Source organism: Nonomuraea sp. CA-141351, from assembly GCF_050944675.1.
GTDB lineage: Bacteria > Actinomycetota > Actinomycetes > Streptosporangiales > Streptosporangiaceae > Nonomuraea.
Genome location: NZ_CP191982.1, coordinates 4,188,697 through 4,213,367, shown reverse-complemented (window position 1 = coordinate 4,213,367; position 24,671 = coordinate 4,188,697). Strand labels below are relative to the sequence as shown.

The 24,671-nt window shown below is 68.9% G+C and carries 23 protein-coding genes and 1 tRNA gene; 13 read left to right on the top strand and 11 right to left on the bottom strand.

All coding sequences use genetic code 11. The annotated features are described in order from the left end of the window. Nucleotides 1-119 precede the first annotated feature (119 nt). The 6 genes from ACQPWU_RS19970 (at nucleotide 120) to ACQPWU_RS19945 (ending at nucleotide 5,324) form a co-directional block, all read left to right on the top strand. Nucleotides 120-464, top strand: a complete 345-nt coding sequence (locus ACQPWU_RS19970) for a PaaI family thioesterase (RefSeq protein WP_433445246.1) — start codon at nucleotides 120-122, stop codon at nucleotides 462-464. 385 nt (nucleotides 465-849) lie between these two features. After that, nucleotides 850-2,139 carry an ABC transporter permease subunit gene (locus ACQPWU_RS19965; protein WP_433442128.1) on the top strand — a complete coding sequence of 430 codons (1,290 nt, stop codon included), beginning with the start codon at nucleotides 850-852 and terminating at the stop codon, nucleotides 2,137-2,139. Nucleotides 2,140-2,155: 16 nt separating this feature from the next. Beyond that, nucleotides 2,156-3,154, top strand: a complete 999-nt coding sequence (locus tag ACQPWU_RS19960) for a branched-chain amino acid ABC transporter permease (RefSeq protein ID WP_433442126.1) — start codon at nucleotides 2,156-2,158, stop codon at nucleotides 3,152-3,154. Then, nucleotides 3,144-4,082 (top strand): ABC transporter ATP-binding protein, encoded by a 939-nt coding sequence (locus tag ACQPWU_RS19955; RefSeq protein ID WP_433442125.1) that lies wholly within the window; start codon nucleotides 3,144-3,146, stop codon nucleotides 4,080-4,082. The genes ACQPWU_RS19960 and ACQPWU_RS19955 overlap by 11 nt, the downstream gene beginning before the upstream one ends. Further along, nucleotides 4,079-4,861 carry an ABC transporter ATP-binding protein gene (locus tag ACQPWU_RS19950; RefSeq protein ID WP_433442123.1) on the top strand — a complete coding sequence of 261 codons (783 nt, stop codon included), beginning with the start codon at nucleotides 4,079-4,081 and terminating at the stop codon, nucleotides 4,859-4,861. Before ACQPWU_RS19955 ends, ACQPWU_RS19950 begins: the two co-directional genes overlap by 4 nt. A 61-nt stretch (nucleotides 4,862-4,922) precedes the next feature. After that, nucleotides 4,923-5,324, top strand: a complete 402-nt coding sequence (locus ACQPWU_RS19945) for a hypothetical protein (RefSeq protein WP_360695765.1) — start codon at nucleotides 4,923-4,925, stop codon at nucleotides 5,322-5,324. A gap of 54 nt (nucleotides 5,325-5,378) precedes the next feature. Here the strand turns inward: ACQPWU_RS19945 and ACQPWU_RS19940 are convergent, their stop codons facing one another. Next, a complete protein-coding gene (locus tag ACQPWU_RS19940; RefSeq protein WP_433442120.1) occupies nucleotides 5,379-6,677 on the bottom strand; it encodes an ABC transporter substrate-binding protein in 1,299 nt (432 codons plus the stop codon). 213 nt (nucleotides 6,678-6,890) lie between these two features. Between ACQPWU_RS19940 and ACQPWU_RS19935 the strand changes: the two genes are divergently transcribed. Next, nucleotides 6,891-7,706: a hypothetical protein gene (locus ACQPWU_RS19935; RefSeq protein WP_433442118.1), complete on the top strand. Its 816-nt coding sequence runs from the start codon at nucleotides 6,891-6,893 to the stop codon at nucleotides 7,704-7,706. Nucleotides 7,707-7,709: 3 nt separating this feature from the next. On the opposite strand, the gene ACQPWU_RS19930 is transcribed toward ACQPWU_RS19935, so the two are convergent. Then, nucleotides 7,710-9,014, bottom strand: a complete 1,305-nt coding sequence (locus tag ACQPWU_RS19930) for an ABC transporter substrate-binding protein (RefSeq protein ID WP_433442116.1) — start codon at nucleotides 9,012-9,014, stop codon at nucleotides 7,710-7,712. 465 nt (nucleotides 9,015-9,479) lie between these two features. Beyond that, nucleotides 9,480-10,064, bottom strand: coding sequence for an ANTAR domain-containing response regulator (locus ACQPWU_RS19925; protein WP_360711417.1), 585 nt, complete (start codon nucleotides 10,062-10,064; stop codon nucleotides 9,480-9,482). 94 nt (nucleotides 10,065-10,158) lie between these two features. Here ACQPWU_RS19925 and ACQPWU_RS19920 point away from each other — a divergent pair. Together ACQPWU_RS19920 and ACQPWU_RS19915 are read left to right on the top strand one after the other, a co-directional pair. Beyond that, nucleotides 10,159-10,231, top strand: a tRNA-Leu gene (locus tag ACQPWU_RS19920). A gap of 80 nt (nucleotides 10,232-10,311) precedes the next feature. Next, the gene (locus ACQPWU_RS19915; RefSeq protein ID WP_433442114.1) at nucleotides 10,312-11,058 is read left to right on the top strand and encodes a hypothetical protein; all 747 of its coding nucleotides are present in this window, start codon (nucleotides 10,312-10,314) and stop codon (nucleotides 11,056-11,058) included. A 4-nt stretch (nucleotides 11,059-11,062) separates the two neighbouring features. On the opposite strand, the gene ACQPWU_RS19910 is transcribed toward ACQPWU_RS19915, so the two are convergent. Together ACQPWU_RS19910 and ACQPWU_RS19905 are read right to left on the bottom strand one after the other, a co-directional pair. Continuing rightward, complete coding sequence (locus ACQPWU_RS19910; protein WP_433442112.1) at nucleotides 11,063-11,656, bottom strand: TIGR03086 family metal-binding protein; 594 nt, start codon at nucleotides 11,654-11,656, stop codon at nucleotides 11,063-11,065. Further along, nucleotides 11,650-12,378 (bottom strand): SDR family NAD(P)-dependent oxidoreductase, encoded by a 729-nt coding sequence (locus ACQPWU_RS19905; protein ID WP_433442110.1) that lies wholly within the window; start codon nucleotides 12,376-12,378, stop codon nucleotides 11,650-11,652. The genes ACQPWU_RS19910 and ACQPWU_RS19905 overlap by 7 nt, the downstream gene beginning before the upstream one ends. Before the next feature lie 71 nt (nucleotides 12,379-12,449). Between ACQPWU_RS19905 and ACQPWU_RS19900 the strand changes: the two genes are divergently transcribed. From ACQPWU_RS19900 to dapD, 3 genes are all read left to right on the top strand, one after another. Next, on the top strand, nucleotides 12,450-13,661 hold the full coding sequence (locus tag ACQPWU_RS19900; RefSeq protein WP_433442108.1) for a LysR family transcriptional regulator: 1,212 nt from the start codon (nucleotides 12,450-12,452) through the stop codon (nucleotides 13,659-13,661). Further along, complete coding sequence (locus tag ACQPWU_RS19895) at nucleotides 13,585-14,007, top strand: pyridoxamine 5'-phosphate oxidase family protein (protein ID WP_433442106.1); 423 nt, start codon at nucleotides 13,585-13,587, stop codon at nucleotides 14,005-14,007. The genes ACQPWU_RS19900 and ACQPWU_RS19895 overlap by 77 nt, the downstream gene beginning before the upstream one ends. Nucleotides 14,008-14,071: 64 nt before the next feature. Then, complete coding sequence (gene dapD, locus ACQPWU_RS19890; protein WP_433442104.1) at nucleotides 14,072-15,043, top strand: 2,3,4,5-tetrahydropyridine-2,6-dicarboxylate N-succinyltransferase; 972 nt, start codon at nucleotides 14,072-14,074, stop codon at nucleotides 15,041-15,043. A 273-nt stretch (nucleotides 15,044-15,316) separates the two neighbouring features. Here dapD and pyk read toward each other — a convergent pair whose 3' ends face one another. The 5 genes from pyk to ACQPWU_RS19865 form a co-directional block, all read right to left on the bottom strand. After that, nucleotides 15,317-16,747, bottom strand: coding sequence for a pyruvate kinase (gene pyk, locus ACQPWU_RS19885; RefSeq protein ID WP_433442102.1), 1,431 nt, complete (start codon nucleotides 16,745-16,747; stop codon nucleotides 15,317-15,319). 251 nt (nucleotides 16,748-16,998) lie between these two features. After that, complete coding sequence (locus tag ACQPWU_RS19880; protein ID WP_433442100.1) at nucleotides 16,999-18,657, bottom strand: S8 family peptidase; 1,659 nt, start codon at nucleotides 18,655-18,657, stop codon at nucleotides 16,999-17,001. A gap of 169 nt (nucleotides 18,658-18,826) precedes the next feature. After that, the gene (locus tag ACQPWU_RS19875) at nucleotides 18,827-20,344 is read right to left on the bottom strand and encodes an MDR family MFS transporter (protein ID WP_433442098.1); all 1,518 of its coding nucleotides are present in this window, start codon (nucleotides 20,342-20,344) and stop codon (nucleotides 18,827-18,829) included. 87 nt (nucleotides 20,345-20,431) lie between these two features. After that, entirely contained in the window at nucleotides 20,432-21,013 is a 582-nt protein-coding gene (locus ACQPWU_RS19870; RefSeq protein WP_433442096.1) for a TetR/AcrR family transcriptional regulator, read from the bottom strand. A gap of 106 nt (nucleotides 21,014-21,119) precedes the next feature. Then, nucleotides 21,120-22,181, bottom strand: coding sequence for an aldo/keto reductase (locus tag ACQPWU_RS19865; protein WP_433442094.1), 1,062 nt, complete (start codon nucleotides 22,179-22,181; stop codon nucleotides 21,120-21,122). A gap of 93 nt (nucleotides 22,182-22,274) precedes the next feature. Here ACQPWU_RS19865 and ACQPWU_RS19860 point away from each other — a divergent pair, with 93 nt between their 5' ends. Beyond that, nucleotides 22,275-23,108, top strand: a complete 834-nt coding sequence (locus tag ACQPWU_RS19860) for a helix-turn-helix domain-containing protein (RefSeq protein ID WP_433442092.1) — start codon at nucleotides 22,275-22,277, stop codon at nucleotides 23,106-23,108. 41 nt (nucleotides 23,109-23,149) lie between these two features. On the opposite strand, the gene ACQPWU_RS19855 is transcribed toward ACQPWU_RS19860, so the two are convergent. After that, a complete protein-coding gene (locus ACQPWU_RS19855; RefSeq protein ID WP_433442090.1) occupies nucleotides 23,150-24,628 on the bottom strand; it encodes a glutamate synthase subunit beta in 1,479 nt (492 codons plus the stop codon). Nucleotides 24,629-24,671: the final 43 nt, after the last annotated feature.

Sequence of the window (24,671 nt, the reverse complement as noted above, 5' to 3'; positions counted from 1 at the left end):
GTCTGCGTCTGCGACAGAAAACCTGAGCTCGGAAGAGTGGAGACGTCCCTTTGACGCAGACCAACCCCCTGGACTTCTCGGTGTACGGCGCCACGCACGAGGGCACTCTGGCCGATCGCATGGGCATCGAGTTCCTCGAGGCCGGCCCCGAGCGGGTGGTGGGCCGGATGCCGGTCGAGGGCAACACCCAGCCCTACGGCCTGCTGCACGGCGGGGCGTCGGCGGTGCTGGCCGAGACGCTCGGCTCGGTGGCGGCGGCCATCCACGCGGGCCCCGAGCGCATCGCGGTGGGGATCGAGATCAACGCGACCCATCACCGCCCGGCGACCTCCGGGTACGTCACCGGTGTCGCGACCAGGCTGCACGGCGGCCGGACGCTGGCGACGTACGGCATCGAGATCACCGATGAGCGGGGAAAACTCGTCTGCACCTCTCGCCTCACGTGCATGCTGCGCGACAGGTGAAACTTGCGTCCCTTTGCGCGCAGCGCCTGTGGGTCGCTACGGTGGTCCGAACGCGAGCCCGCGGGAAGGCCCAGTAGATAACGTGTACGGCCGGGGAAGCCCTACACGGCCCCAAAGGCCGCCCCCGCGGGCTCGTCCATGTTTCCCGCTGATCGTTACGCATTCGTATGACAAAGCGCCAGGCGTCTACCCCGATTTAGCCCCTGACCAGGCTTGTTGTTTCCTCACATGAGTGACACGCACATGTCACTAATTGGTGACGAACGATACTGAACCGGGCGACACCAGAATAAGCTCCCGCCACAGCATCCCAGTTGTGCCTGCGATGCCCGCGTGTCGAGATGGAGGGGCACAACCCCGCCTTGACCTACTTGAGGGAGCACCATTGCGCAGAGCCGTGATCGCGTTCACGGCCTTCCTGGGTGGACTCGTCTTCCTGCTGGCCGTACCCGCCCAAGCGAGTACGGCCGACTGCCAGGGACTGAGGGGAACACTCAAACTCCAAGGCCAGCCAGTGAACGGCGCGAAAATCGCCGTGACCACCGAGAGCGGACAACCCGTCAAGGAGGTCACAAGTAACACACAGGGCACGTGGGATGTTCAGGTCGACAAACCAGGTAAGTACAAGGTCACCCTGGATGTCAGCAGCCTTCCGAAGAATGCCGAGGTGCGGGGCGGCAACAATGTCCGCACGCTGACGGTCTTCGAGGGCAACTGCTCGGCGGTCCTGTTCGCGCTCCAGCCCAAGGGCGCCCCGGGTCAGCAGCAGGCGGACACCGGCGGGGAGACCACGTTCTGGGAGCAGGCCGCCCAGCTGACGTTCGAGGGGCTCAACCTCGGCCTGATCATCGCGCTGGCCGCGCTCGGTCTCTCGCTCATCTACGGCACGACCGGCCTGACCAACTTCGCCCACGGAGAGCTGGTCACGCTCGGCGCGATCCTCGCCTACGCGTTCAACGTGGGCTTCGGGCTGCATCTCATCCCAGCCGCGCTGATCGCCGTCGTGCTCGCCGGCATCCTCGGCTACTTCCAGGACCGCTTCTTCTGGGGCCAGCTGCGCAGGCGCGGCACCGGCACCATCGCCATGATGATCATCTCGATCGGCGTGGCGCTCCTGCTCCGCTATGTGTTCCTGATCTTCTTCGGCGGCCAGAACGAGGCCTACGCGCAGTACACCGCGCAGCCGGGCATCGAGGTCGGCCCCATCACGGCGGCCCCGAAGAACTTCGTCGCCATGGGCATCGAGCTCGTGGTCCTGGTCATCGTCGGCCTGGCGCTCCTGCGCACCCGCACCGGCAAGGCGGCTCGCGCCGTGGCCGACAACCCCGCGCTCGCGGCCTCGTCCGGCATCAACGTCGACCGGGTCATCCGGATCATCTGGACCGCGGGCGGCGCCATCGCCGGGCTGGCGGGCATCATGCTCGGCCTGTCGCAGAGCCTCAAATACACGATGGGCCAGGACGTCCTGCTGCTCATCTTCGCCGGCGTGACGCTCGGCGGGCTCGGCACCGCGTTCGGCGCGCTGGTGGGCTCACTCGTGGTCGGCCTGTTCGTCCAGGTCTCCACCCTGTGGGTGCCGCCGGAGCTCAAGTCCGTCGGCGCGCTGGTCGTACTCATCATCGTGCTCCTCATCCGGCCGCAGGGCATCCTGGGCCGCCGCGAGCGGATCGGCTGATCGGGGGAGGATCAGAATGGACTGGATCACGATCATCAGCACCACCCTCAAGGCCGCGGTCGGCGTCGAGACGGTGCTCTACGGAATCGCCGCCATCGGCGTCAACATCCACTTCGGCTACACGGGCCTGCTCAACTTCGGCCAGGCCGCCTTCATGGGCGTGGCCGGCTACGGCCTGGCGGTCACCGTCACCGTCCTGGGCCTGCCGTTCTGGCTCGGCATCATCGTCGGCCTGGTCGCCGCCGTGCTCCTGGCGATCCTGCTGGGCATACCGACCCTGCAGTTGCGCGCCGACTACCTGGCCATCGTCACCATCGCGGCCGCCGAGATCGTACGGCTCATCTTCCGCTCGGTGGCGTTCAAGGACGTCTTCGGCGGCTCCGACGGGCAGCGCGGCTTCTCCGACGGCTTCTACGCGCTCAACCCCTTCCCGGAGGGGCAGTACGGCTTCAACCTCGGCCCGGTGCCCCTGTTCTTCAACAACCGGCAGCTGTGGGTCATCCTCGTCGGCTGGGTGCTGATCGCCCTGGCCTGCGCCATGGTCTACCTGCTCATGAAGAGCCCGTGGGGCCGCGTGCTCAAGGCCATCCGCGAGGACGAGGACGCCGTTCGCAGCCTCGGCAAGAACGTCTTCTCGTACAAGATGCAGTCGCTCATCCTGGGCGGCGTCATCGGCGCTCTGGGCGGCTTCCTCTACGGCCTGGCCTACGCCTCGGTGCAGCCCGACGTGTTCGGCACCGAGACCACGTTCTACATGTACACGATGGTCATCCTCGGCGGCGCCGCCCGCGTGCTCGGCCCCGTCATCGGCTCGATGCTCTTCTGGGTGCTGCTGGTCCTCGTCTACGGCGTGCTCTCCGAGGCGGTCGGCGCGGGGTACATCACCTTCCTGGATGTCAACCAGGTCGGCGCCGTGCGCTGGATCCTGGTCGGCCTCGGCTTGATCCTGTTGCTCATCTTCCGGCCACAGGGCATCTTCGGTGACAAGAGGGAGATAGCGATCGATGCACGCTGAAACCACCACCACCGAGCGCAAGGCCGCGGCCCTGGCGGCGTTCAAGGACCTGGCGCACGACCCCGGCGTGCCCAAGCCCGACCCCATCCTCGTCGTGGACAACGTGGTTCGCCGCTTCGGCGGCCTGACCGCCGTCGAGGTCGGCCACGTCGAGATCCAGCGCGGCTCCATCACCGCGCTGATCGGCCCCAACGGCGCCGGCAAGACCACGTTCTTCAACCAGCTCACCGGGTTCGACACGGCCGACTCCGGCTCGTGGACGTTCAACGGGCGGTCCATGAACGGCGTGCCCGCCCACAAGGTGGCCCGCGCCGGCATGGTGCGCACGTTCCAGCTCACCAAGGCGCTGTCCCGCCTGACGGTGCTGGAGAACATGCGCCTGGGCGCCCAGCAGCAGAAGGGCGAGAACTTCTTCCGCGCGCTCGTGCCGGGGTCCTGGCGCGGCCAGGAGGACGCGATCACCGAGCGGGCCGAGGAGCTGCTCACGCGGTTCAAGCTCGACGCCAAGCGCGACGACTTCGCCGGGTCGCTGTCCGGCGGCCAGCGCAAGCTCCTGGAGATGGCCCGCGCGCTCATGGTCCAGCCCGAGCTGGTCATGCTCGACGAGCCCATGGCCGGGGTCAACCCGGCGCTGACCCAGTCGCTGCTCGGCCACGTCAAGGACCTGCGCGAGCAGGGCATGACGGTGCTGTTCGTCGAGCACGACATGGACATGGTCCGCGACATCAGCGACTGGGTGATCGTCATGGCGCAGGGCGCGGTCATCGCGGAGGGGCCACCCGGGACGATCATGTCCGACGAGCGCGTGATCGACGCCTACCTCGGGGCGCACCACGACGCGCCGCTGTCGGAGAGCGAGCTGGAGAGCCAGCTCCACGAGGCGGAGGCGGCGCTGGAGGCCGAGATCGAAGAGGAGACGCAGAAGTGACCGTGCCTGAATCCAAGGCGGCCGTCACCGACCGCAGCGCCCACCTGGAGGGCGCCGAGGACGCCGTGCTGCGGTGCGACGAACTGATCGCCGGCTACCTGCCGGGCGTCAACATCCTCAACGGCTCCGACCTCTACGTCAAAGAGGGCGAGCTGATCGGCATCATCGGCCCCAACGGCGCCGGCAAGTCGACGCTGCTCAAGGCCATGTTCGGGCTGGTCACCATCCGCAGCGGCACGGTGCTGCTCAAGGGTGAGGACATCACGAACATGAAGGCCCACTCGCTGGTCTCCCGCGGCGTCGGCTACGTGCCGCAGACCAACAACGTCTTCCCCAGCCTCACCATCGAGGAGAACCTCGAGATGGGCGCCTTCCAGGTGCCGGGAAAGTTCAAGGAGCGCTTCGAGTTCGTCACCGAGCTGTTCCCGGCGCTCAAGGAACGGCGCAAGCAGCGCGCCGGGTCCCTGTCCGGCGGTGAGCGGCAGATGGTGGCGATGGCCAGGGCCCTCATGACCGAGCCGTCCGTGCTGCTGCTCGACGAGCCGTCGGCCGGCCTGTCGCCCAAGCTGCAGGACCTGGTGTTCATCCAGGCCCAGCAGATCAACAAGGCGGGCGTCACGGTGATCATGGTGGAGCAGAACGCCCGCCGCTGCCTGCAGATCTGCCACCGCGGCTACGTCCTCGACCAGGGCCGCAACGCCTACACCGGCACCGGGCGGCAGCTCGCCAACGACCCCAAGGTCATCGAGCTGTACCTCGGCACGCTGGCCAAGGCGTAATCAGGATCAAGACGGCGAAGGGGCTCCCGCGGGGCCCCTTCGCCGTTCTTTAATGAGCGCTGTGAAACGTTTAGCGACAGTCGCGCTCATCATCCCCGTCCTGCTCGTCGGTTGCCAGGACAACGCCTCGTCCGCGTCGAAGTACAGCACCGGCGGCGATCCGACCGACAGCCCCTGCGCCCGTGTGGTCTCGGCCATCGGGTACGCCAACCTCATGCTGAAGCCGAAAGGCCAGGAGGACCAGCAGTACTTCGAGGACGCCGTGATCGGCCGCCTGGCCGAGCTGCGCGGGATCACGCTGGAGTTCGGCGACCGGATGCCCGACTCGCTCAAGGGGGCCGTGCAGACGATCAAGACCACGACGGCGGGGTTGTCCAGGAACGACGTGCCGCGGGAGCGTCAGGTGGCCCTGCTCAAGCAGTACCGGGTGGCCGCCGACCAGATCGTGGCGGGATGCGGATAGCGACGAGAAGGGCCCGGCCATGGCGGCCGGGCCCTTCCGTGTGAGGCGGCGGTACTAGCCGGCGATGTTGCCGGTGCGGTACTCGAGCGCCTTGGTGGCGTACTTGTTGTTCGCGCCGTACTGGTAGATGCCGATGGTGGCGACGGCCGGGTCACCGGCCTCGTTGAACTCGACCGGGCCGCTGACGCCCTCGTAGTCGATGTCCTTGCCGGCCTTCAGCAGGTCCACGCACTCCTTGAAGCTCTTGCACTTCTCGCCGCCCTTGCTGACCTCGGCCAGCTTGGCCGCGATGTCCACGCCGGCGTCGCTCTTGGCGGCCTCGGCGGCCAGCGCGAGCAGGTTCGCCGCGTCGTACGACTCGGGGGCGTAGCTGAAGTCCTGCAGCTTGGGGTCGATGGCCTTCAGCTTGCTCTGGAACTCCTCGGGAGCCGCGGCGCCGGGGATCGTGCCCTTGACCCCGTCGAGCGTGCCCTTGGGCATCTTCACGTAGTTCGTGTTGGACGTGTTGCCGTCCACCATGTACCACTTGTGCTTGTCCGCGGGCAGGCCCTGCTTGACCAGCTCCGCCACGACCTTCGCCGTCTCCTCGAACCCGATCAGCACGATGCCCTTCGGGTTCTTCGCCTTGACCTTCGCCACGTCGGCGGAGAAGTCGGCCGCCTTCGGGTCGTAGTCCACGCGCTCGACGACCTCGGCGCCGCCGTCGGTGACGGTCTTCTGCACCTGGTCGGCCAGGCCCGTGCCGTACGAGTCCTGCATCGCGAGGATGCCGACCGTGTCGTTGCCGTCGGACACCACGAGGTCGCCCAGCACGCGCCCCTGCAGCTTGTCGGGCGGCGAAGTACGGAAGTACAGACCCTTGTCGTTGATCGTGGTGAACTTGTCAGAAGTGTTGGCCGGCGAGAACTGCACCACGCCCGCACCCGTGATCTTGTCGATCACCGACTCCGACACCGACGACGACGCGGCGCCGATGATGGCGTCGGCCTTCTGCGCCAGCAGCTTGTCCACCGACTGCGAGGCGATGTTCGTGGTCGTGTCACCCGAGTCAGTGTCGTACTTGGTGACCGGCTTGCCCAGCACGCCCCCAGCCTCGTTGATCTCCTTGACAGCGAGGCTGACTCCCGCGATCTCGGGCGGGCCGAGGAACGCCAGCGAACCGGTCTGGGGCAGCAGCGTACCGAGGGTCAGGGTGCCGTCGCCCTTCGCGGCGGCGGGCGCCGACGAGGATGGCGCGGCAGACTGGGAAGTCTGCGTGGCGGTGTCGCCGCCGCCACCGCCGCAGGCTGTCAGGGCGAGGCTGGTGGCAGCCACGACAGCCAGCGCCCGCCCCACGGGAGCAATGCGGATCATGAAGTGTCTCCTTCATTTCCAGGCCGGGATCCGTCAGCACCGCCGAGCGTTCCCGAACGAATGCAGGAAACGTACAAAACCGCAGCGTGCTCCAACTAGATGCGCTGAGGAACTGTCGGCACTTGGATGCGGAGTCGTAATCACTCCTCAACTTACGGGAGCTGCGGAAGGACGCTTAATGTGCGGTGGGTGAAGCGCTTTACGGTTCCCCTCGTGATGGCGGTACTCCTCACCGGTTGCGGCTCCTCCGAGCCGCCCGCCCAGCCTTCCGCCAAGCCCCCCGGCGGCGTATCCGTCTCGCTGGCGCAATGGCGTTCGGACGAGCCCGTGCACGCGATCGAGGTGGCCGTCCGCAATACCACCGACACACCGGTCTATTTCGCCGACGTCCAGCTCGTCACGCCCTCATTCAAAACGCTCCCGGCGCAGCGGATCGACAGCGCCATCAACAAGACCGAGCGTACGGACCTGCGCATCACGTTGGGCCCCGCCAACTGCCTCCCCAAGGGCCTGCCCGAGGTACAGCCCGCCACGGTCGTGGCGCACCTCAGCACCGGCTCGGAGCCGCCGCACAAGGTGGTGTTCGACGTGCCGCACCCGGACCCGCTCCTGGCCAGGCTGCTGCGGGACGAGTGCTCCGAGTTCCTGATCAAGGAGGCGGCGGACATCGAGTTCGGCCCTGAGTGGGAGGAGTCGGGCAAGGCCATGCGGGGGAACCTGGTGATCACCAGGCGCGGCGAGGGCGCGGTCACGCTGAACGACATGGGCGGGACCACCCACTTCATCGTCACGCCCAGGCACCGGCCCCTGGGCGTGCTGGCGGCCGGGCAGCAGCGGCTGGAGGTGCCGATCACGCTCACCCCCGGCCGCTGCGACCCGCACGCGTTCGCCGAGGCCAAGAAGGCGTTCCTGTTCCCCGTGCGGGCGAGCATCGACGGGGGCCAGGAACGCGTCGTCATCGTGGTGCCGCCCAAGCCGCTGCAGGATCGCCTCATCACGTACGCGCTGAAGACGTGCGGCCTGGGCTGAGGCTCAGCCCTCGATCTTGCCGGTGCGGTACTCCAGCGCCTTGCCGGGGTACTTGTTGTCGTCGCCGTACTGGTAGACGCCGATCGTCGCCACCGCCGGGTCACCCGCGTCGTCGAACTCCACCGGGCCGCTGATGCCGTCGTAGTCGATGTCCTTGCCGGCCTTCAGCAGGTCCACGCACTCCTTGAAGCTCTTGCACTTCTCGCCGCCCTTGCTCACCTCGGGCAGCTTGGCGGCGATGGACTTGCCGGTGTCGTCCTTGGCCGCCTCGGCGGCCAGCGCGATCAGGTTCGCCGCGTCGTACGACTCCGCGGCGTACGTGAAGTCCGAGAGCTTGGGGTCGAGCTCCTTGAGCTTCTTCCTGAACTCCTCGGGCGCCTCGGCGCCGGGGATGGTGCCCTTGACGCCCTTGAGCGTGCCCTTGGGCATCTTCAGGTAGTTGGTGTTCGACATGTTGCCGTCCACCATGTACCACTTGTACTTGTCGGCCGTCAGGCCCTGCTTGACCAGCTCCGCCACGACCTTGGCGCCCTCCTCGAAGCCGATCAGCACGATCGCCTTGGGGTTCTTCGCCTTGATCTTGGCCACGTCGGCGGAGAAGTCGGCCGCCTTCGGGTCGTAGTCCACGCGCTCCGCGACGCTCGCGCCGGCTTCCTCGGCCGTCTTGGTGATCTGGTCGGCCAGGCCGGAGCCGTACGAGTCCTGCATGGCCAGGATGCCGATGGTGTCGTTGCCGTCGGCGGCGATCAGGTCTCCGAGCACCCGGCCCTGCAGCTTGTCCGGCGGCGCCGTGCGGAAGTACAGCCCGTTGTCGTTGATCGTGGTGAACTTGTCGGAGGTGTTGGCCGGCGAGAACTGCACCACGCCCGCGCCCGTAATCTTGTCAATGATCGACTCCGACACCGACGACGACGCGGCGCCGATGATGGCGTCGGTCTTCTGCGCCAGCAGCTTGTCCACCGACTGCGAGGCGATGTTCGTGGTCGTGTCACCGGAGTCCGTGTGGACCTTGGTGACCGGCTTGCCGAGCACGCCCCCGGCCTCGTTGATCTCCTTGACGGCCTGGTCCACCCCGGCGAACTCGGGCGGGCCGAGGAACGCCAGCGAACCGGTCTGCGGCAGCACCGTGCCGAGGGTCAGCGTGCCGTCACCCTTCTCCGCGGGAGCCGAGGAGGCCGCCGCGGACGGGGCCGCCGAGTCGGACTGCTTCGCGGCCGTGTCACCACCGCCTCCACCACAGGCGGTCAAAGCCAGGCTCGCCGCGGCCGCGACGGCCAGTACGCGCCCTGTTGGAGCAATGCGGATCATAAAAGAGACTCCCCCTATCTCAACGAAGGAACGATCACCTTCGCTGGGTTTTCCGAGCTCAGCATGCCTGTTCGGGGAGGAGGTGGGGAGTTCTTACGCCGCTTTTATGCGGATTCGTAATGTCCCAAACACTCCCCGTAATTGTATGTTTCGTGAGAGTTACGGACTTCTGTCAGTGATGGTGACTTCAGGCCGAAATTTCGGGATCCAGGCCGCAATAAGGGGGCTTCAAGCCTTTGGCCTTGCCCCACGTCCACAGTCCGGCGTCGTATTCGGAGACAGGCCGGCCCAACTCGACGCCCGCGAACATGGGCGGCCCAGATACGTCCGCGGCAGCGCCGTACCGAAGACCAGCCCGCCATCCCCCCGGGGCGAGACCGAGGAGGACAGCGCGGACCCCGCAGCGGTCGCCCCTGAACACGCCACAGCACGGAGGCCCGGCACGCGACCTACCGAAAGACTCCCTCAGCCCCGCTCAGCCGCGTCATCGATAACGATCTGAGCAACCTCACGCATGCTCAACCGCCGATCCATCGACGCCTTCTGGATCCACCTGAACGCCTGAGGCTCACTCCAGCCGTGCTGCGTCATCAGCAACCCCTTGGCGCGCTCCACCAGCTTCCGCGTCTCCAGCCGCTCCGACAGGCTCGACACCTCGGCGGCCAGCGCCACCATCTCCTCGTGCCTGCTGACCGCCATCTCGATCGCCGGCACCAGATCCGCCTTCGTGAACGGCTTCACCAGATAGGCCATCGCCCCCGCGTCCCTGGCCCGCTCGACCAGGTCACGCTGAGAGAACGCGGTCAGGATCAGGCACGGCGCGATCCGCTCGGCCACGATCCGCTCCGCCGCCGAGATGCCGTCGAGCACGGGCATCTTCACATCCAGGATGACGAGGTCGGGCTTCAGCTCGGCGGCCAGCCGGATCGCCTGCTCACCGTCCCCGGCCTCGCCCACGACGACGTAGCCGTCCTCCTGGAGCATCTCCTTGAGGTCGAGGCGGATCAGGGCCTCGTCTTCCGCGATCACTACTCGCCGCTGCGTACTCACGAGCAGAAGAGTACCGATGTCCGGTAGATTAGATCCACGCCGGTGCGGCTCGGGGCGTTACACTCCCAGACCGTAGACCGGACAAACCCCGCCCGCCCCGGTATTCCAACGGCAGAGAAAGCGGATTCAAAACCCGTACAGTGTGGGTTCAAATCCCACCCGGGGCACCGATCAACCGCCCGGCTTTCACGGCCGGGCGGTTTTTGTCGTACCCGGCTGCGACACTCTCCGCATGCATGATCTCGCTGTGCGCAACCGTACGCTCCGCCTGCTGGACTCCGGTCTCAGCATCCGCGAGGCAAGCCGCCAGACCGGCGTCAACATGAACACCATCCGTCGGTGGCGCGACTTGCCTGAGACGCACCCTCCCACAACCCGCAGTTGCCCCCGTTGTGCACCGATTCCGCTCTCTCCGACGCCCGCCGACAGCTACGCCCATCTGCTCGGCCTCTACCTCGGCGACGGCCACATCGTGCACTGCCCCAAGGGGGTCTACCTGCTCACCGTCTACTGCGACGACAACTGGCCCGGCCTGATCGAGGAAGTCGCCGCCACGATGGCACAGGTGATGCCCGCCTCAGCAGTGAGCCGACGCAAGCGCAACGGTTGCACTGAGGTCAAGAGCCTCTCGAAGCACTGGCCGCACCTGTTCCCCCAGCATGGGCCAGGCAAGAAGCACAACCGGCCGATCGTGCTCGAGCTCTGGCAACGGGAGATCGTCACATCCCATCCTGGGCGGTTCGTCAGGGGCCTTATCCACTCCGATGGCTATCGCGGGATGAATCGGGTGCGCCGTCCACTCCCCAGCGGCGTGCGCTGGTACGAATACCCCCGCTACCTGTTCAAGAACGAGTCCTCCGACATCCTTGCCCTCTGTGGTGAGGCGCTCGACTTGCTCGGCGTCGCCTGGCGCTTCAACAACCGCAACGAGCTGTCCGTCGCCAGGCGCGAGGCCGTCGAACTGCTGGATGCCTACGTCGGTCCCAAGTACTGACGCTTCACGGTGTCCAGTCGGGCGAGCGGCCCAGGAGGGCGACGACCTGGTCCAGGGCCGAGGCGTCGGCGGGGGCGGACAGGCCGGGGAGGAATGCCTTGCCCTCGCCGCGCGACTGCGGCGTGTCCGGGACCTGGCGGGCCAGTGGGAGTGCGGCCGCGGCGAGGTCCTCGTCCACGTTGGGCGGGAGGCCCAGGGCCTTGGCGAAGTCCCAGCCGTGCACCACGCAGTCGATGAAGTGGAAGCCGATCGCCAGCTCCGCGGGGAACGGCCCGCCGTCGCGTACCTCCGGCAGGTAGAACGGGCGGTCCAGGACGCCGCCGGTCGCGAAGGCGGCCAGGACGGCGCGGGCAGAGGCGGCGTGCTCGGCCGCCGGGTCAGCGCCCAGTGGGCGGGGCCGCCAGCCGGCCAGGTCTGACCGCTGCCCCGTGGCCGCGAAGGCGAAGCCGTGGTTCTGCGCGATCTGGTGTTCCAGCAGATCGCGTACGGCCCATCCGGCGCACGGCGTCGGCCTGTCCAAATCGTCCGGCTTGAGGGTGTCAAGGAGGTCGATGGTGGCCTGCACGGATCGCCGGTTCAGTTCAATGATGTCTACCAAGGCACAATTCCTTCATCGTCGTAGAACCCGCCCGTCGGTCCGTCGGGGCCGAGGGTGGCCAACCTGATGATGATGGCGGCGCCGTCTGCGGCAGTGCGAGTGATTTTGTACGGCAGGTCCTTGCTGAAGTCGGTGGCGCAGGCGCCCGGGGCGGCGGCGTTGACCAGGATGCCGTCCTTGCGGAGCTCTTTGGCGTACTGGACGGTCAGGGAGTTGAGCGCGGTCTTCGACACCGGATAGGTGGCCATGGGTGGCAGGCCGGACATGTAGTGGCCGGGGTCGGTGTGGTGGGCGAGGGAGCCGACGCCGCTGGAGACGTTCACGATGCGGGCCGCGGGTGAGCGTCTGAGCAGGGGGAGCATGGCGTTGGTGACCATGAGGACGCCGATGACGTTCGTCTCGAACACCTCCCACACCGTCCGTGGGGACGTGGCGCTGGGCGGGACCCACGCGGTGCCCGAGATTCCGGCGTTGTTGACGAGCACGTCGAGGCGGGTCAGCGCGGCGGCGGCCGCCTCGATCGTGGCCGGGTCCGTGACGTCCAGTACGACCGGCCGCACGTCGCCGTCCGCCGCGCGGAGCCGGGCCGCGGCCTCCTCGCCTCGCTCGCGGTCGCGGGAGCCGAGCAGCACCGTCATGCCCTCGCGCGCGAGCCCGGCGGCGACCTCGTACCCGATGCCCTTGTTCGCCCCGGTCACCAGGGCGGTGGTCTTTTCGGTCATGTCGGGTAGCACACCACCGCTCGCCGCGTTGGGGCCAACACCGGGTGGGTCATGGCCAATACCCTGAAGGTATGGAAACGCGCGAGCTGGCCTACTTCGCCGCTGTCGCGGAGGAGCTGCACTTCGGGCGGGCGGCCGAGCGGCTGGGCATCGCGCAGCCGCCGCTGTCGAGGGCGATCCAGAAGCTGGAACGGCGGCTCGGGGTCATGTTGTTCGACCGGTCCGGGCGGCAGATCGCGCTGACGCCGGCGGGCGAGGTGCTGGCCAGGGAGGCGGCCAAGGTCCTCGACGCGGTGGCCGCCGCCGCGGTGCGCACGCAGCGGGCCGGGCGCGCCGAACCCCGGCTGGTCGTGGCGCTGAAGGCCGGCGGCGACGGTGGCCTGCTGCCGGAGATCCTCGCCGCCTACCGCGCCCATCCCGACGCCGTGGAAGTGGAGCTGGTGCTGTGCGCGGTGACGGAGCGGGCGCGGATGCTGCGTGACGGCACGGCCGACGTGGCGTTCCTGCACAGCCCGTACGAGGATCTGACGGGGTTCGACAGCGAGCCGCTCCGGATCGAGGGCAGCGTGGCGATCCTGCCTCCCGGGCATCGCCTGGCGGGGCGGTCCTTCGTGCGCCTGGCCGACCTGGAGGACGACCCGGCGCCCTGCTGGCCTGGCCAGCAGGGCGGCATCCGTGATGCCACTGTGTTGATGCAGCTGGTGGCGTTGGGCCGGTTGATCGCGGTGGCGCCGGAGTCGGTGGCGGAGCACCTGCGGCGTGACCTGGTGGCCGTGCCGGTGCTCGACGGCGCGCCGACGACCGTGGCGCTGGCCTGGCCGGAGGGGACGCGCTCGCGGGCGCTCGGGGCATTCGTCCACACGGCGACGGCCATCGCGACACGTCATCCTGCCGCTCAAGCCACCGTCTCAGCCCCACACCCCACCGCCGCCACCGTCTCGGCCCAGCACTCCGTCGCCGGCGTCGTCTCGACGTCCGCGACCACCGCCGTGGGACCGCTTTCGGCGCCGCTGGACGCGCTGCCGCCTTCCGCCGCCTCGGACGCGGAGGTGCCTTCCGCGACCCTGGACGCGCGGCCACCTTCCGCCGCGCGCGAGACGGGGTCGCCGCCTTCACAAGGTCGCAAAAGCCGTGGTGAGGAGCTTTCGGGATCGCTCCCACCGGGAATAGCCGTCTCAAGATCGATGCAGACGGGGGTGGGGCGGGATGCCGTTGAGCGTGGCGGCGCGGGAGGCGTTCCTGGCGGAGCCGCACATCGCGAGCCTGGCCGTGGAGGCGGGTGACGGGCGGGCACCGCTGATGGTGCCCGTCTGGTACTCCTACGTCCTGGGCGGCGATATCCGGTTCCTGACGGATGGGGACTCCCGCAAGGCCCAGCTGATCGCGAAGGCCGGCAGGTTCTCGATGCTGGTGCAGCGGGTCAGCCCGACATATCGGTACGTGTCCGTTGAAGGCCCCCTCATATCTTCCGAGCCCACGACGCTGGAGGACCTGACCCGCATCGCCTCCCGCTACCTACCGCCCGACGCGGTGGAGGGCTACGTGCAGGGCTCGGACCTCCATGTGCTCATGACGTTCAGGATGCGGCCCGAACGCTGGCTCTCCGCCGACCTGGGCGCTCTCGGCTGACCCGGGCACCCTCCCACGGACCTGCGCGCTGCCCGCTGACCCGTGAAACGGTATTTTTGGGCCCGTGACTGCTATCGATCCCACCTCGACCGGCGCGTTCGGCGTCGGACTTGCGACCATCGCCGCCGACGGCACCGTACTCGACACCTGGTTCCCCGCCCCTGAGCTGGGCGACGCGCCCGCGACGGGCACCGAGCGGCTCTCCGCCGGCGAGGCCCCCGAGCTGGACGAGCTGACGGAGCTCGCGGGTCCCGACGCGGCACGGGGCGTGGAGGTGGTGGCGGTGCGCACCGGCATCGCCAAGCTCTCCGAGGCGCCCGTGGACGCCCACGACGTCTACCTGCGACTGCATTTGATCTCCGCGCGCCTGGTCAAGCCGCACGGAGTGAACCTCGACGGCATCTTCGGCCTGCTCGCCAACGTCGTGTGGACCAACTTCGGCCCGTGCCCGGTGCCCGGCTTCGAGCAGACGCGCCTGCGCCTGCGGGCCAGGGGCGCCGTGACGGTGTACGGGGTGGACAAGTTCCCGCGGATGGTGGACTACGTGCTGCCTTCCGGCGTGCGGATCGCCGACGCCGACCGGGTGCGTCTCGGCGCCCACCTGGCCCACGGCACGACGGTCATGCACGAGGGCTTCGTGAACTTCAACGCCGGCACGCTGGGCGCCTCCATGGTCGAGGGCCGTATCTCGGCCGGCGTGGTGGTCGGCGACGGCTCCGACGTGGGCGGGGGCGCCTCGATCATGGGCACGCTGTCGGGTGGCGGCAAGCAGGTCATCTCGATCGGCGAGCGCTGCCTGCTGGGCGCCAACGCGGGGATCGGCATCTCGCTGGGCGACGACTGCGTGGTTGAGGCGGGGCTCTATGTGACGGCGGGCACGAAGGTCGCCCTCCCGGACGGCACGGTGGTGAAGGCGGCCGAGCTGTCCGGCTCGAACGGGATCCTTCTGCGCCGCAACTCGCAGTCCGGCGCGGTGGAGGCGGTCCCCCGCACGGGCGACGGCATCGAGCTCAACGCCGCTCTGCACTCCAACTGACACGCTGCCACGCGGGCGGCGGCCGTCGTCACCAACGCCGCCCGTGGTACACCCCGCCCGTCGATGTACCGGCCCGCCCAAGCCACGGAGACGGCCCGCGGCGCGCCGTTGCGGCGGCGCGCCGGTGAGGCGGGTGAGCGTCTCCCTGGAGGGCCCTCAGCCACGGTCGGCGGGTGGTGCCCGCCGTGCGCAGCCGTCAAGGAACTGAAGCGTCTCCCTAGAGCACGACTCGCCGTGCGCAGCCGTGAAAACCCTGAAAGCCCTTGATAGAGATCAGTGGGCGTGGGAGACCGCGGAGCCGATGGTGTGGACGCGGAGGGCGTTGGTGGAGCCCGGGGTGCCGGGAGGGGAGCCGGCCACGATGACCACCTTGTCGCCCTTCTCCAGGCGCCCGGACGACAGTAGCGACGCCTCCACCTGCCGCACCATGTCGTCCGTGTGGTGCACGAACGGCACGTGGAACGTCTCCACCCCCCACGTCAGCGACAGCTGCCCCCGCACGTGAGGCGACGACGTGAACGCCAGCAGCGGGATCGGTGAGCGGTAGCGGGCCAGGCGGCGCGCCGTCTCGCCCGACATCGTGAACGCCACCAGCGCCTTGGCGCCGACGATGGCCCCCACCTCGGCGGCGGCCCGCGCGATGGCGCCGCCGGTGGTCTCCGGCATGCGCTCCAGCGTGTGGGTGGCGCGCAGGGACGTCTCCTCGGCGGCGCAGGCGATGCGGTCCATCGTGGAGACGGACTCGATCGGGTAGTTGCCGACCGACGTCTCACCCGACAGCATGACCGCGTCGGCGCCGTCCATGACCGCGTAGGCCACGTCGGAGGCCTCGGCGCGGGTGGGCCGGGGGGCGTTCATCATCGAGTCGAGCATCTGGGTGGCGACGATGACCGGGTGGGCCTTCTCGCGGCAGAGCTCGATGATGCGCCGCTGCACGATCGGCACCTGCTCCAGCGGAAGCTCCACGCCGAGGTCGCCGCGGGCCACCATGATGCCGTCGAAGGCATCGACGATCTCGGGGAGGCGGTCCACGGCCTGCGGCTTCTCGATCTTGGCGAGCAGCGGCAGGCGTACGGCCTCCTGCTCCATGATGTTGCGCACCACGTCGGCGTCGGAGGGGCGGCGCACGAAGGACAGGGCGATCATGTCGCAGCCGGTGCGCAGCGCCCAGCGCAGGTCGGCCTCGTCCTTGTCGGTCAGGGCGGGGGCGCTGACGTTGACGCCGGGGAGGTTGAGGCCCTTGTTGTCGGAGATCATGCCGCCGATGACGACGCGGGTGACGATGCGCTCACCGTCGACGCGGGTCGCCTCGAGCACGAGGCGGCCGTCGTCGACCAGGATCGTGTCACCGGGGCGTACGTCGTTGGGCAGCCCCTTGTAGGTGGTGGAGACCTGCTCGCGGTCGCCCGGCACGTCCTCGGTGGTGATGGTGAAGACGTCACCGAAGCCCAGCCGGACGGGGCCCTCCTCGAACGTGCCGACGCGGATCTTGGGGCCCTGCAGGTCTGCGAGCACGCCTACACCGCGGCCGAGGTCGGCCGCCACCTCCCTGACCCGGTCGTAGACCTCTCTGTGCAGGTCATGGTTGCCATGGCTGAGGTTGAACCGTGCCACGTCCATGCCTGCGGCGATCAGCTCGCGCAGGCGTTCCTTGGAAGATGTGGCGGGGCCTAGGGTGCAGACGATTTTCGCGCGACGAGTCACGAGTCCTACCTTAATTGGTACAGACCACTTGGCAGTCACTGACGACGGAGAACGTAGCCGAGATAAGAGAACAGAACGAAAACGGCGCCCCCCAGTCGTGCCAAGTTCGTGTACTCCTCGGGGTAGACGACGCCGTCGACGCAGTGTCGATCGTACGCCGCCACCGCCACGCGACGAACCGCCCCCGACCAGGCAGGGCGAGAAAAGCGAAGCGCTTCACACCATCGCGGCTTCCGCGAAGATGCGATACGTCATGGTTCGACGGTAGCCGCCTTCCAGGCGTCCACGACGCCGTGGCCGAAGAAGCCGTTGTCGGCCTGGGTGCCCCCGCAGTCCTGCGTCACGGTCTGGCCGTAGGTCTTGTACACGTACTGGCGGGGCGTCGGGCACGCCTTCTGGGTCGCCGTCTTGTACAGCAGGTCCTCGACCGTGGCGGGAGAGAGTTCGAGGCCGCCCTTGCCTGGCTTGCCGAAGCGGCTGATGAGGATCGCGGCGACGCCTGTGGCGTGGGGGGCGGCCATGGAGGTGCCGTCGAGGTACTGGTAGTAGGAGCAGGGGCCGGCCGTGCAGTCCTTGACGACGTCCGGGCCCTTGGGCTCGCCCTTCGCGTCGATCCGGCCGGCGGCGCGCAGCACGCGCTCGGGCGCGGCGGCCAGGATCGACCTGGTGGCCTTGGCGCCCTTGCCGTCCAGCGCGTCGCCTCCGGGCGCGGCCAGGTCGGTCTGCTCGACACCGTAGTCGCTGTAGATCGCCTTGCGCCCGGAGGGACCGAGCGCGGAGACGGAGATGACGCCGCCCGACTCGGCGGGCACGTCGATGCAGGAGTTGTCGATCTGGCGGACCTTCTTCTCGCCCGTCGGGTAGCCGGGGCTCTCCTTGTCGACCTTGGGGTTGCCGAGGTCCACGGATTCGTTGCCGAGGGCGGAGATGAGCGTGACGCCCCGCTGGCGGGCGTAGTCGAGTGCCCGCTGCATGCCGGTGATGATGGCCTGCTGCTCGAGCTGCTGCTTCTTGGTGTCGGCCTTGTTGGCCTTGCAGTTGAACAGCCAGGGGTCGACGTAGTAACTCATGTTCACGACGTCCACGCCGATGTCGCCGGCGTAGGCGAGCGCGTCGAGGCTGGGCTTGAGGAAGAAGTACCCGGAGTCCTGCCCCGCCCGGATGTTCACGATCTGCACGTTCGGGGCCACGCCTGCGATGCCGATGTGGTTGATGGGGGAGGCGATCGTGCTGGCCACGTGGGTGCCGTGGCCGTCGTCGTCCTCGTCCACGGGGTCCTTGCAGCTGCTGACCTCGCAGGGGCCGTCGAGCGTCTCGCCGTTCTCGTCCTTGGGCTTGTCGGTGACGAAGTTGCGGCTGAGCCCGCGGTTGAAGTTCGGGGCGATGTCGGGGTGCTTGCCGTCCACTCCGGTGTCGATGACGCCGACCAGCACCTGCTTGCTGCCCGGCGCCTTGGCGTTGGCGCGGTCCGCGCCGATCATCCGCATGTCCCACTGGCGGCCCGCCAGCGGCTCTCCCGCGCGGTTCCTGGTGAACGATCCGGCGTCGGGGAAGGACTTGGATCCGGTACGGCCGGCGGCGGGTGCCATGACGCGGTTCGTGGTGAAGCCGATGCTCCGGTCCGGGGAGACCCCGACGATGGCCCGGTCCGCGCCCACCTGCTCCACGAACCCGCCGCTGCCCGAGGCCAGCAGGTAGCCGAGCCTGGCGTCCTCTCCCACCGTGGTCCCGCCGGCCCGCTCGACGGCCTCCCGCGCCAGGCGCTGCTGGCCTTCGGCGTAGAAGACGAGGTATTCGGCGCCCTTGGGGGCGGCGGGCTTTCGCGGGGCCGTGGTCGAGGTCGGGCTCGAACAGGCGGTGAACATGGCCACGGCGGCCAGCGCCATCAAGCCAGAGGCGACTCGCCGCATACTTCCCCCATTCACCCAGTGCCGCAGAATCTGCATCTTCCCGGCAGCCATCGGCTGAAGCAGCCTACTAGCGAAATTTGGGACGTGAAGGAGTGAAGCGGACCTCAGCCATGGGGTCCGCTTCGCATCGGGTCAGGACGAGGTGCCCCGGCATGGGCTCCGCCCGGGGTCAGGCCGGGGTGCTGGGCGTGGGCTCCGCCCGGGGCTCCGCTTCGGTCACGGGCTCCGCGGCGTGCGCCAGACGCAGATTCTTCAGGAACGTCAGGAGCACGGCCGCGGCCAGCATGATCGGTCCGACCCAGGCGAACACCCCGGTGATCGCGTCGGAGAAGGCGAGCTGCGTGGCGTGCCGCACGGCCTCGGGCAGCGCCCGGATCGCCTCGGGCGTGAGCGCAGCCTCTCCCAGCGCGAGCCTGCCGCTGAAGACGCCACCCAGCACGGCCATTCCCACGGCCCCGCCGACGCCCCTGGCGAACGTGACGGCCGAGGTCGCCGCTCCCCTGTCCGCCGCCGGGGTCGTGGTCTGCACGGCGAGCAGCACGTTCTGCATGACCATGCCGAGCCCGAACCCGAAGAGCACCATGTACGCGCCGGAGACGAACCCGCTGGTCCCGAGGTCCATGGTCGAGAACAGGATTCCGGCGATCCCGGCGAGCGTGGCCCCCGTGACCATGAACCACTTGAAGCGGCCGAACCGGTGCACGAGCTGCCCCACGACCGTCGACGAGACGACCATCCCGCCCATGAGCGGGAGCAGCAGCAGCCCCGAGTCCGCCGCGCTCGCCCCGGCGGCCAGCTGCAGGAACATCGGCAGGAACGTGGCCGCGCCGAGCATCGCGGTGGCCATGAGCACGACGGCGGCCACGGGGATCGTGAACGTGCTGTCGCGGAACAACCGCAGCGGCAGCACCGGCTCGGCCGCCGTCCGCTCCACCAGCACGAACAGCACCGCCAGCAGCACCGCGCCCGCGCCCAGCCCGATGATGACCGGCGAGGACCAGGCGTGGACGGTGCCGCCCCAGGAGGTGAAAAGGGTCAGGCAGGTCAGCAGCCCGGAGATCAGCACGGCGCCGAGCCAGTCGATCCGGTGCGGGGAGACGCGCCGCGGCAGCTTCAGCACGGCGAACGCCACGGCCAGTGCGATCAAGCCGAGCGGCAGGTTGATGTAGAAGATCCAGCGCCAGGAGACGTGCTCGGTGAGGTAGCCGCCGAGTATCGGCCCGGCGATCGAGGCCAGCGCGAAGACCGAACCGAAGATGCCCTGGTACTTGGCGCGCTCTCGGGGCGTGGCCAGGTCGCCGACGATGGTCATGTTCAGCACCATGAGCCCGCCCGCCCCGATGCCCTGGAAGGCCCGGAAGGCGATGAGCTGGCCCATGGACTGCGCGAAGCCGCACAGGGCCGAGCCGATGACGAACAGGACGATGGCCGACAGGTAGAGGTTCTTGCGGCCGTACATGTCGCTGAGCTTGCCGTAGAGGGGCGTGGCGATGCCCGAGGTGAGGGCGAACGCGGTGACCAGCCAGGACACGCTCTCCAGGCCGTGCAGCTCGCCCACGATGGTCGGCATGGCGGTCGCGACGACCGTCTGGTCGATGGCGGCCAGGAACATGGTGAGCATGAGTGAGCCCATGCTCACCATGAGTGACCGCCGTGGGGCGGCCTTCGCCGCCGTTGTGGATAGCATTGAGTTGTCTCCTTGCTTCTTTCGCGAGGGCAGGAGTTATCCGCGGCGATCGGGGGTGCCACCCCGGTCGCCGCTTTCTTCTATGGGTCAGAGTCCCTTTTCGAGCAGCGTGAACGCCTCGTCGAGCAGCTCCTCCACCGAGCCGCCCGCCTCCAGTGACTCCTGGACCGCCGAGATCGTCGCGCCGAACGACGCGATCATGAGCAGCCTGGCATGTATCGGGCTGGCGACGCCCGGACGGCCCCTGACGGCTTCGAAGACGGTCTCCATGATCTTCGTCTCGTCCACCGCCCTGGCCTTGGCCGTCAGCTCGGGGTAGCGCTTGCGCAGCTCCATGAACGGCTCCATGTCCGCCCAGATCGGCCGGACCCGGACGGCGAGGGAGCGCATCACCGCTTTCAGCGCCTGGAAGGCCGGCTCGTCCGCAGGCCTTTCCGCGAGCATGTCGACGACCTCCTCAGGGCGCCAGACCGGCTCCATGATGAGCGCCTCTTCCTTGGAGGCGAAGTAGTTGAAGAAGGTGCGCGGCGAGATGTCGGCCGCCGCGCTGATCGCCTCCACGGTCGCGGCCTCGATCCCCTCGGCAAGCGCGATCTTCACGGCGGCCATCCTGATGGCCTGCCGCTTCTCGGCCCGGCGACGGTCTCGACGCTGCTGTGGACTTTCCATACTTTGCACTGTACGCAACTCCTGCAGAGTGTGCAAGACATGCATGGTATGCAAATGCGAAAGCGCCCACCGTACGGGGCGGGCGCTTTCGGGGACGGAGCGTAGGTCAGCGGGTGAGGTCGAGCTTGACGCCGCCCAGCATGACCTGGCGCGGCATGGGGCGGTTCAGGAACTCGTGCGGGAACCCCAGATCCACCCTGCTGGCCTCCTCCAGCGTGGCCAGCTGGCTTTCACTGAAGCGCACCTCCAAGGCCCCCAGGTTGTCCTCCAGCTGCGCCAGTGTGCGCGCCCCGATGATGGGCGCCGTCACCCCGGGGTTGAGCGTCGTCCAGGCCAGCGCGACCTGCGACGGCGTCACGCCCAGCTCGGAGGCCACCCGCTTGACCACGTCGGCGATGTCCAGGGCGCGCTCGGTCAGCGACCCGTTGGCCGCCGCGACGTTCTTGCGCGTGCCGGACGGATCGGCGGAGACCTCCTGGGCGAGGTCCGCGCGGCTGTACTTGCCGGTCAGCACCCCGCTGGCCAGCGGCGACCACGGGATGACCCCGAGCCCCATCTCCCGGGCCATCGGGATGAGGTCCCGCTCGACGGTGCGCTCGACCAGGCTGTACTCGATCTGCAGCGCGATCAGCGGCGCCCACCCGCGCAGGTCGGCGATGGCCTGCATGCGGGAGACCTGCCAGGCGGGCGCGTCGGAGATGCCGGTGTAGAGCACCTTGCCCGCCCTGACGAGGTCGTCCAAGGCGCGCAGGATCTCCTCCACCGGGGTGGTGAAGTCCCAGGCGTGCAGGTAGAGCAGGTCGATGTAGTCGGTGTTCAACCGGCGCAGGCTCGACTCCACCGACTGCACCATGCTCTTGCGGTGGTTGCCGCCGGAGTTCGGGTCGCCGGGCCGTCTGGCCAGGGTGTACTTCGTGGCCAGCACCAGTTGCTCGCGCCGCCCCGACGCGAACTCGCCCACCAGCGTCTCCGAGGTGCCCTCCGTGTACTGGTTGGCGGTGTCGATGAAGTTGCCGCCCCGCTCCACGTACGTGTCGAAGATCCGGCGCGACTCGTCCTTGTCCGAGCCCCAGCCCCAATCCGTGCCGAACGTCATGGTTCCCAGCGCCACCGGCGAAACGCGCAGGCCGGACCGCCCGAGCAGGCGGTAAGTATCAAGAGTCGTCATGCCGTCAAGGCTGCTCCGCCGGGTGGCGGCGGGGAAGGGAAGACTCGTCCTGGGAAGAGCCTTCCTAGGCAGGCGCGTCGTAGGATCGAGGAGATGAACACCGTGGATCAGACCCGCGAGCTCGCGGCCTTTCTCCGCATCCGCCGCGAGCGCCTGACCCCCGGCGACGTCTCCCTGCCCGCCCGCCGCGCCCAGCGCCGCACTCCGGGCCTGCGCAGGGAGGAGGTCGCCGAGCTGGCGGGCGTCAGCGTCGACTACGTGATCCGCCTGGAGCAGGGCCGCGGGCTGCGCCCCTCTCCCGAGGTGCTGGAGGCACTGGCAGGCGCGCTGCGGCTGAGCGAGGACGAGCGGGCCTACCTGTTCGACCTGGCCCGCCAGCGGCCCACCAGGCAGGCTCTCCCGGCGGACGAGGCCGGTCCGCTGGCACAGCTCGTGCTGGACCTGTCGCCACTGCCCGCCATGCTGGTCAACCACCGCTTCGACATCCTGGCATGGAACCCCGAGATGGCGGCGCTGATGTCGATGGACCTGGCCACGCTGCCCCCGCCGCAGCGCAACACGCTGTGGCTGTGCATGCTGCATCCAGGCCTGCGCGACTTCTACCGCGACAGGGAGCGCACGCTGCGCGAGGGCATCGCCGACCTGCGGGCCTCGTGGGCGGCCCACCCCGACGACAAGGCACTGACGGAGCTGATCGACGAGCTCACCACCGGCAGCGAGGAGGTCGCCCGCCTGTGGGCGCAGCGCGACGTCCGGGTCAACGGCCGGGGCCAGAAGCGGCTGCTGCACAAGACGAAGGGCCCGCTGACCGTCGCTTTCGAGGTGCTGGCCCCGATCCAGTCACCCGAGCAGCGGCTGGTCATCTACCGCGCCGCCGACCCCGCCTCCCAGCGCGTCCTCGACGCCATCGCCCGCGAATGCACGTGAAAGGCCGGGGTCGCGACGAACGCGACCCCGGCCCTGAAAGGTCACACCAGCGGCCGCGCGGTCGGCAGGATCGGGTACGGCAGCGCCGTCTCCCCGGTCAGATACCGGTCCACGCCCGAGGCGGCGGCCCGCCCCTCGGCGATGGCCCACACGATGAGCGACTGCCCGCGCCCCATGTCGCCGGCCACGAAGACGCCGTCCACCTTGGACATGTACGTCTTGTCGCGTGAGACGTTCCCCCGCGCGTCGTAGAAGCCGTCACCGCCGGCCTCGGCGAGGTCCTGCAGCAACGCGCCCTTCTCCGGCCCGAGGAAGCCCATGGACAGCGTCACCAGCTCGGCCGGGATCTCCCGCTCGGTGCCCGGGATCGGCTTGAACCCGTTCTGCGGGCCCTCGACCTCGACCAGCCGCAGCGCCCGCACGTTGCCCTCGGCGTCGCCGGTGAACTCGGTGGTGGAGACGGCGTAGACCCGTGCTCCCCCGCCGTCCTCCAGCTCCTCGTGCGCGCTCTCCATCTTGAACAGGATGGGGAACGTCGGCCACGGCTGGCTGCCGGGCCTGGCCGCGGGCGGCCGCGGCATGATCTCGAGCTGGGTGACGGACTCGGCGCCCTGCCGGATCGCCGTGCCGATGCAGTCGGCGCCGGTGTCGCCGCCGCCGATCACCACCACGTGCTTGCCCTCGGCCGAGATCGGCGCCTTGTCGAAGTCGCCCTCCTGGACCTTGTTGGACAGCGGCAGGTACTCCATCGCCTGGTAGATGCCCTTGAGCTCGCGCCCGGCCACCGGCAGGTCGCGCCACTGGGTGGCCCCGCCCGACAGCACCACGGCGTCGAACTGCTCGCGCAGCTCGGCGGCGGTGATGTCGACGCCGACGTTCACGCCGGTGCGGAACTCGGTGCCCTCGGCCCGCATCTGCTCGAGCCGGCGCTCGATGTGCCGCTTCTCCATCTTGAACTCGGGGATGCCGTACCGCAGCAGGCCGCCGATCCGGTCGGCCCGCTCGAACACGACCACGTCGTGCCCGGCCCTGGTGAGCTGCTGCGCCGCGGCGAGGCCCGCCGGGCCTGACCCGACGACCGCGACCCTCTTGCCGGTCTTGACGGCCGGGGGCTGCGGGGTCACCCAGCCCTCGGCGAACGCCCGGTCGATGATCTCGACCTCGACCCGCTTGATCGCCACGGGGTCGGAGTTGATGCCGAGCACGCACGCCGCCTCGCACGGGGCCGGGCAGAGCCGGCCCGTGAACTCGGGGAAGTTGTTCGTGGCGTGCAGCCGCTCGATCGCCTCGCGCCAGTCGGTGCGGTAGACGAGGTCGTTCCACTCGGGGATAAGGTTCCCGAGCGGGCAGCCGTTGTGGCAGAACGGGATGCCGCAGTCCATGCAGCGGGCCGCCTGCTTGGTCAGCTTCTCCTGCGAGAAGTCCTGGTAGACCTCGCGCCAGTCGCTGATGCGGACGTCCACGGGGCGGCGCGCCGGCAGCTCCCGGTCATGCGTGAGAAAACCCTTGGGGTCAGCCATTCGGTACGCCTCCTTTAACCCTGAACAGTGGTTGACAAGCACA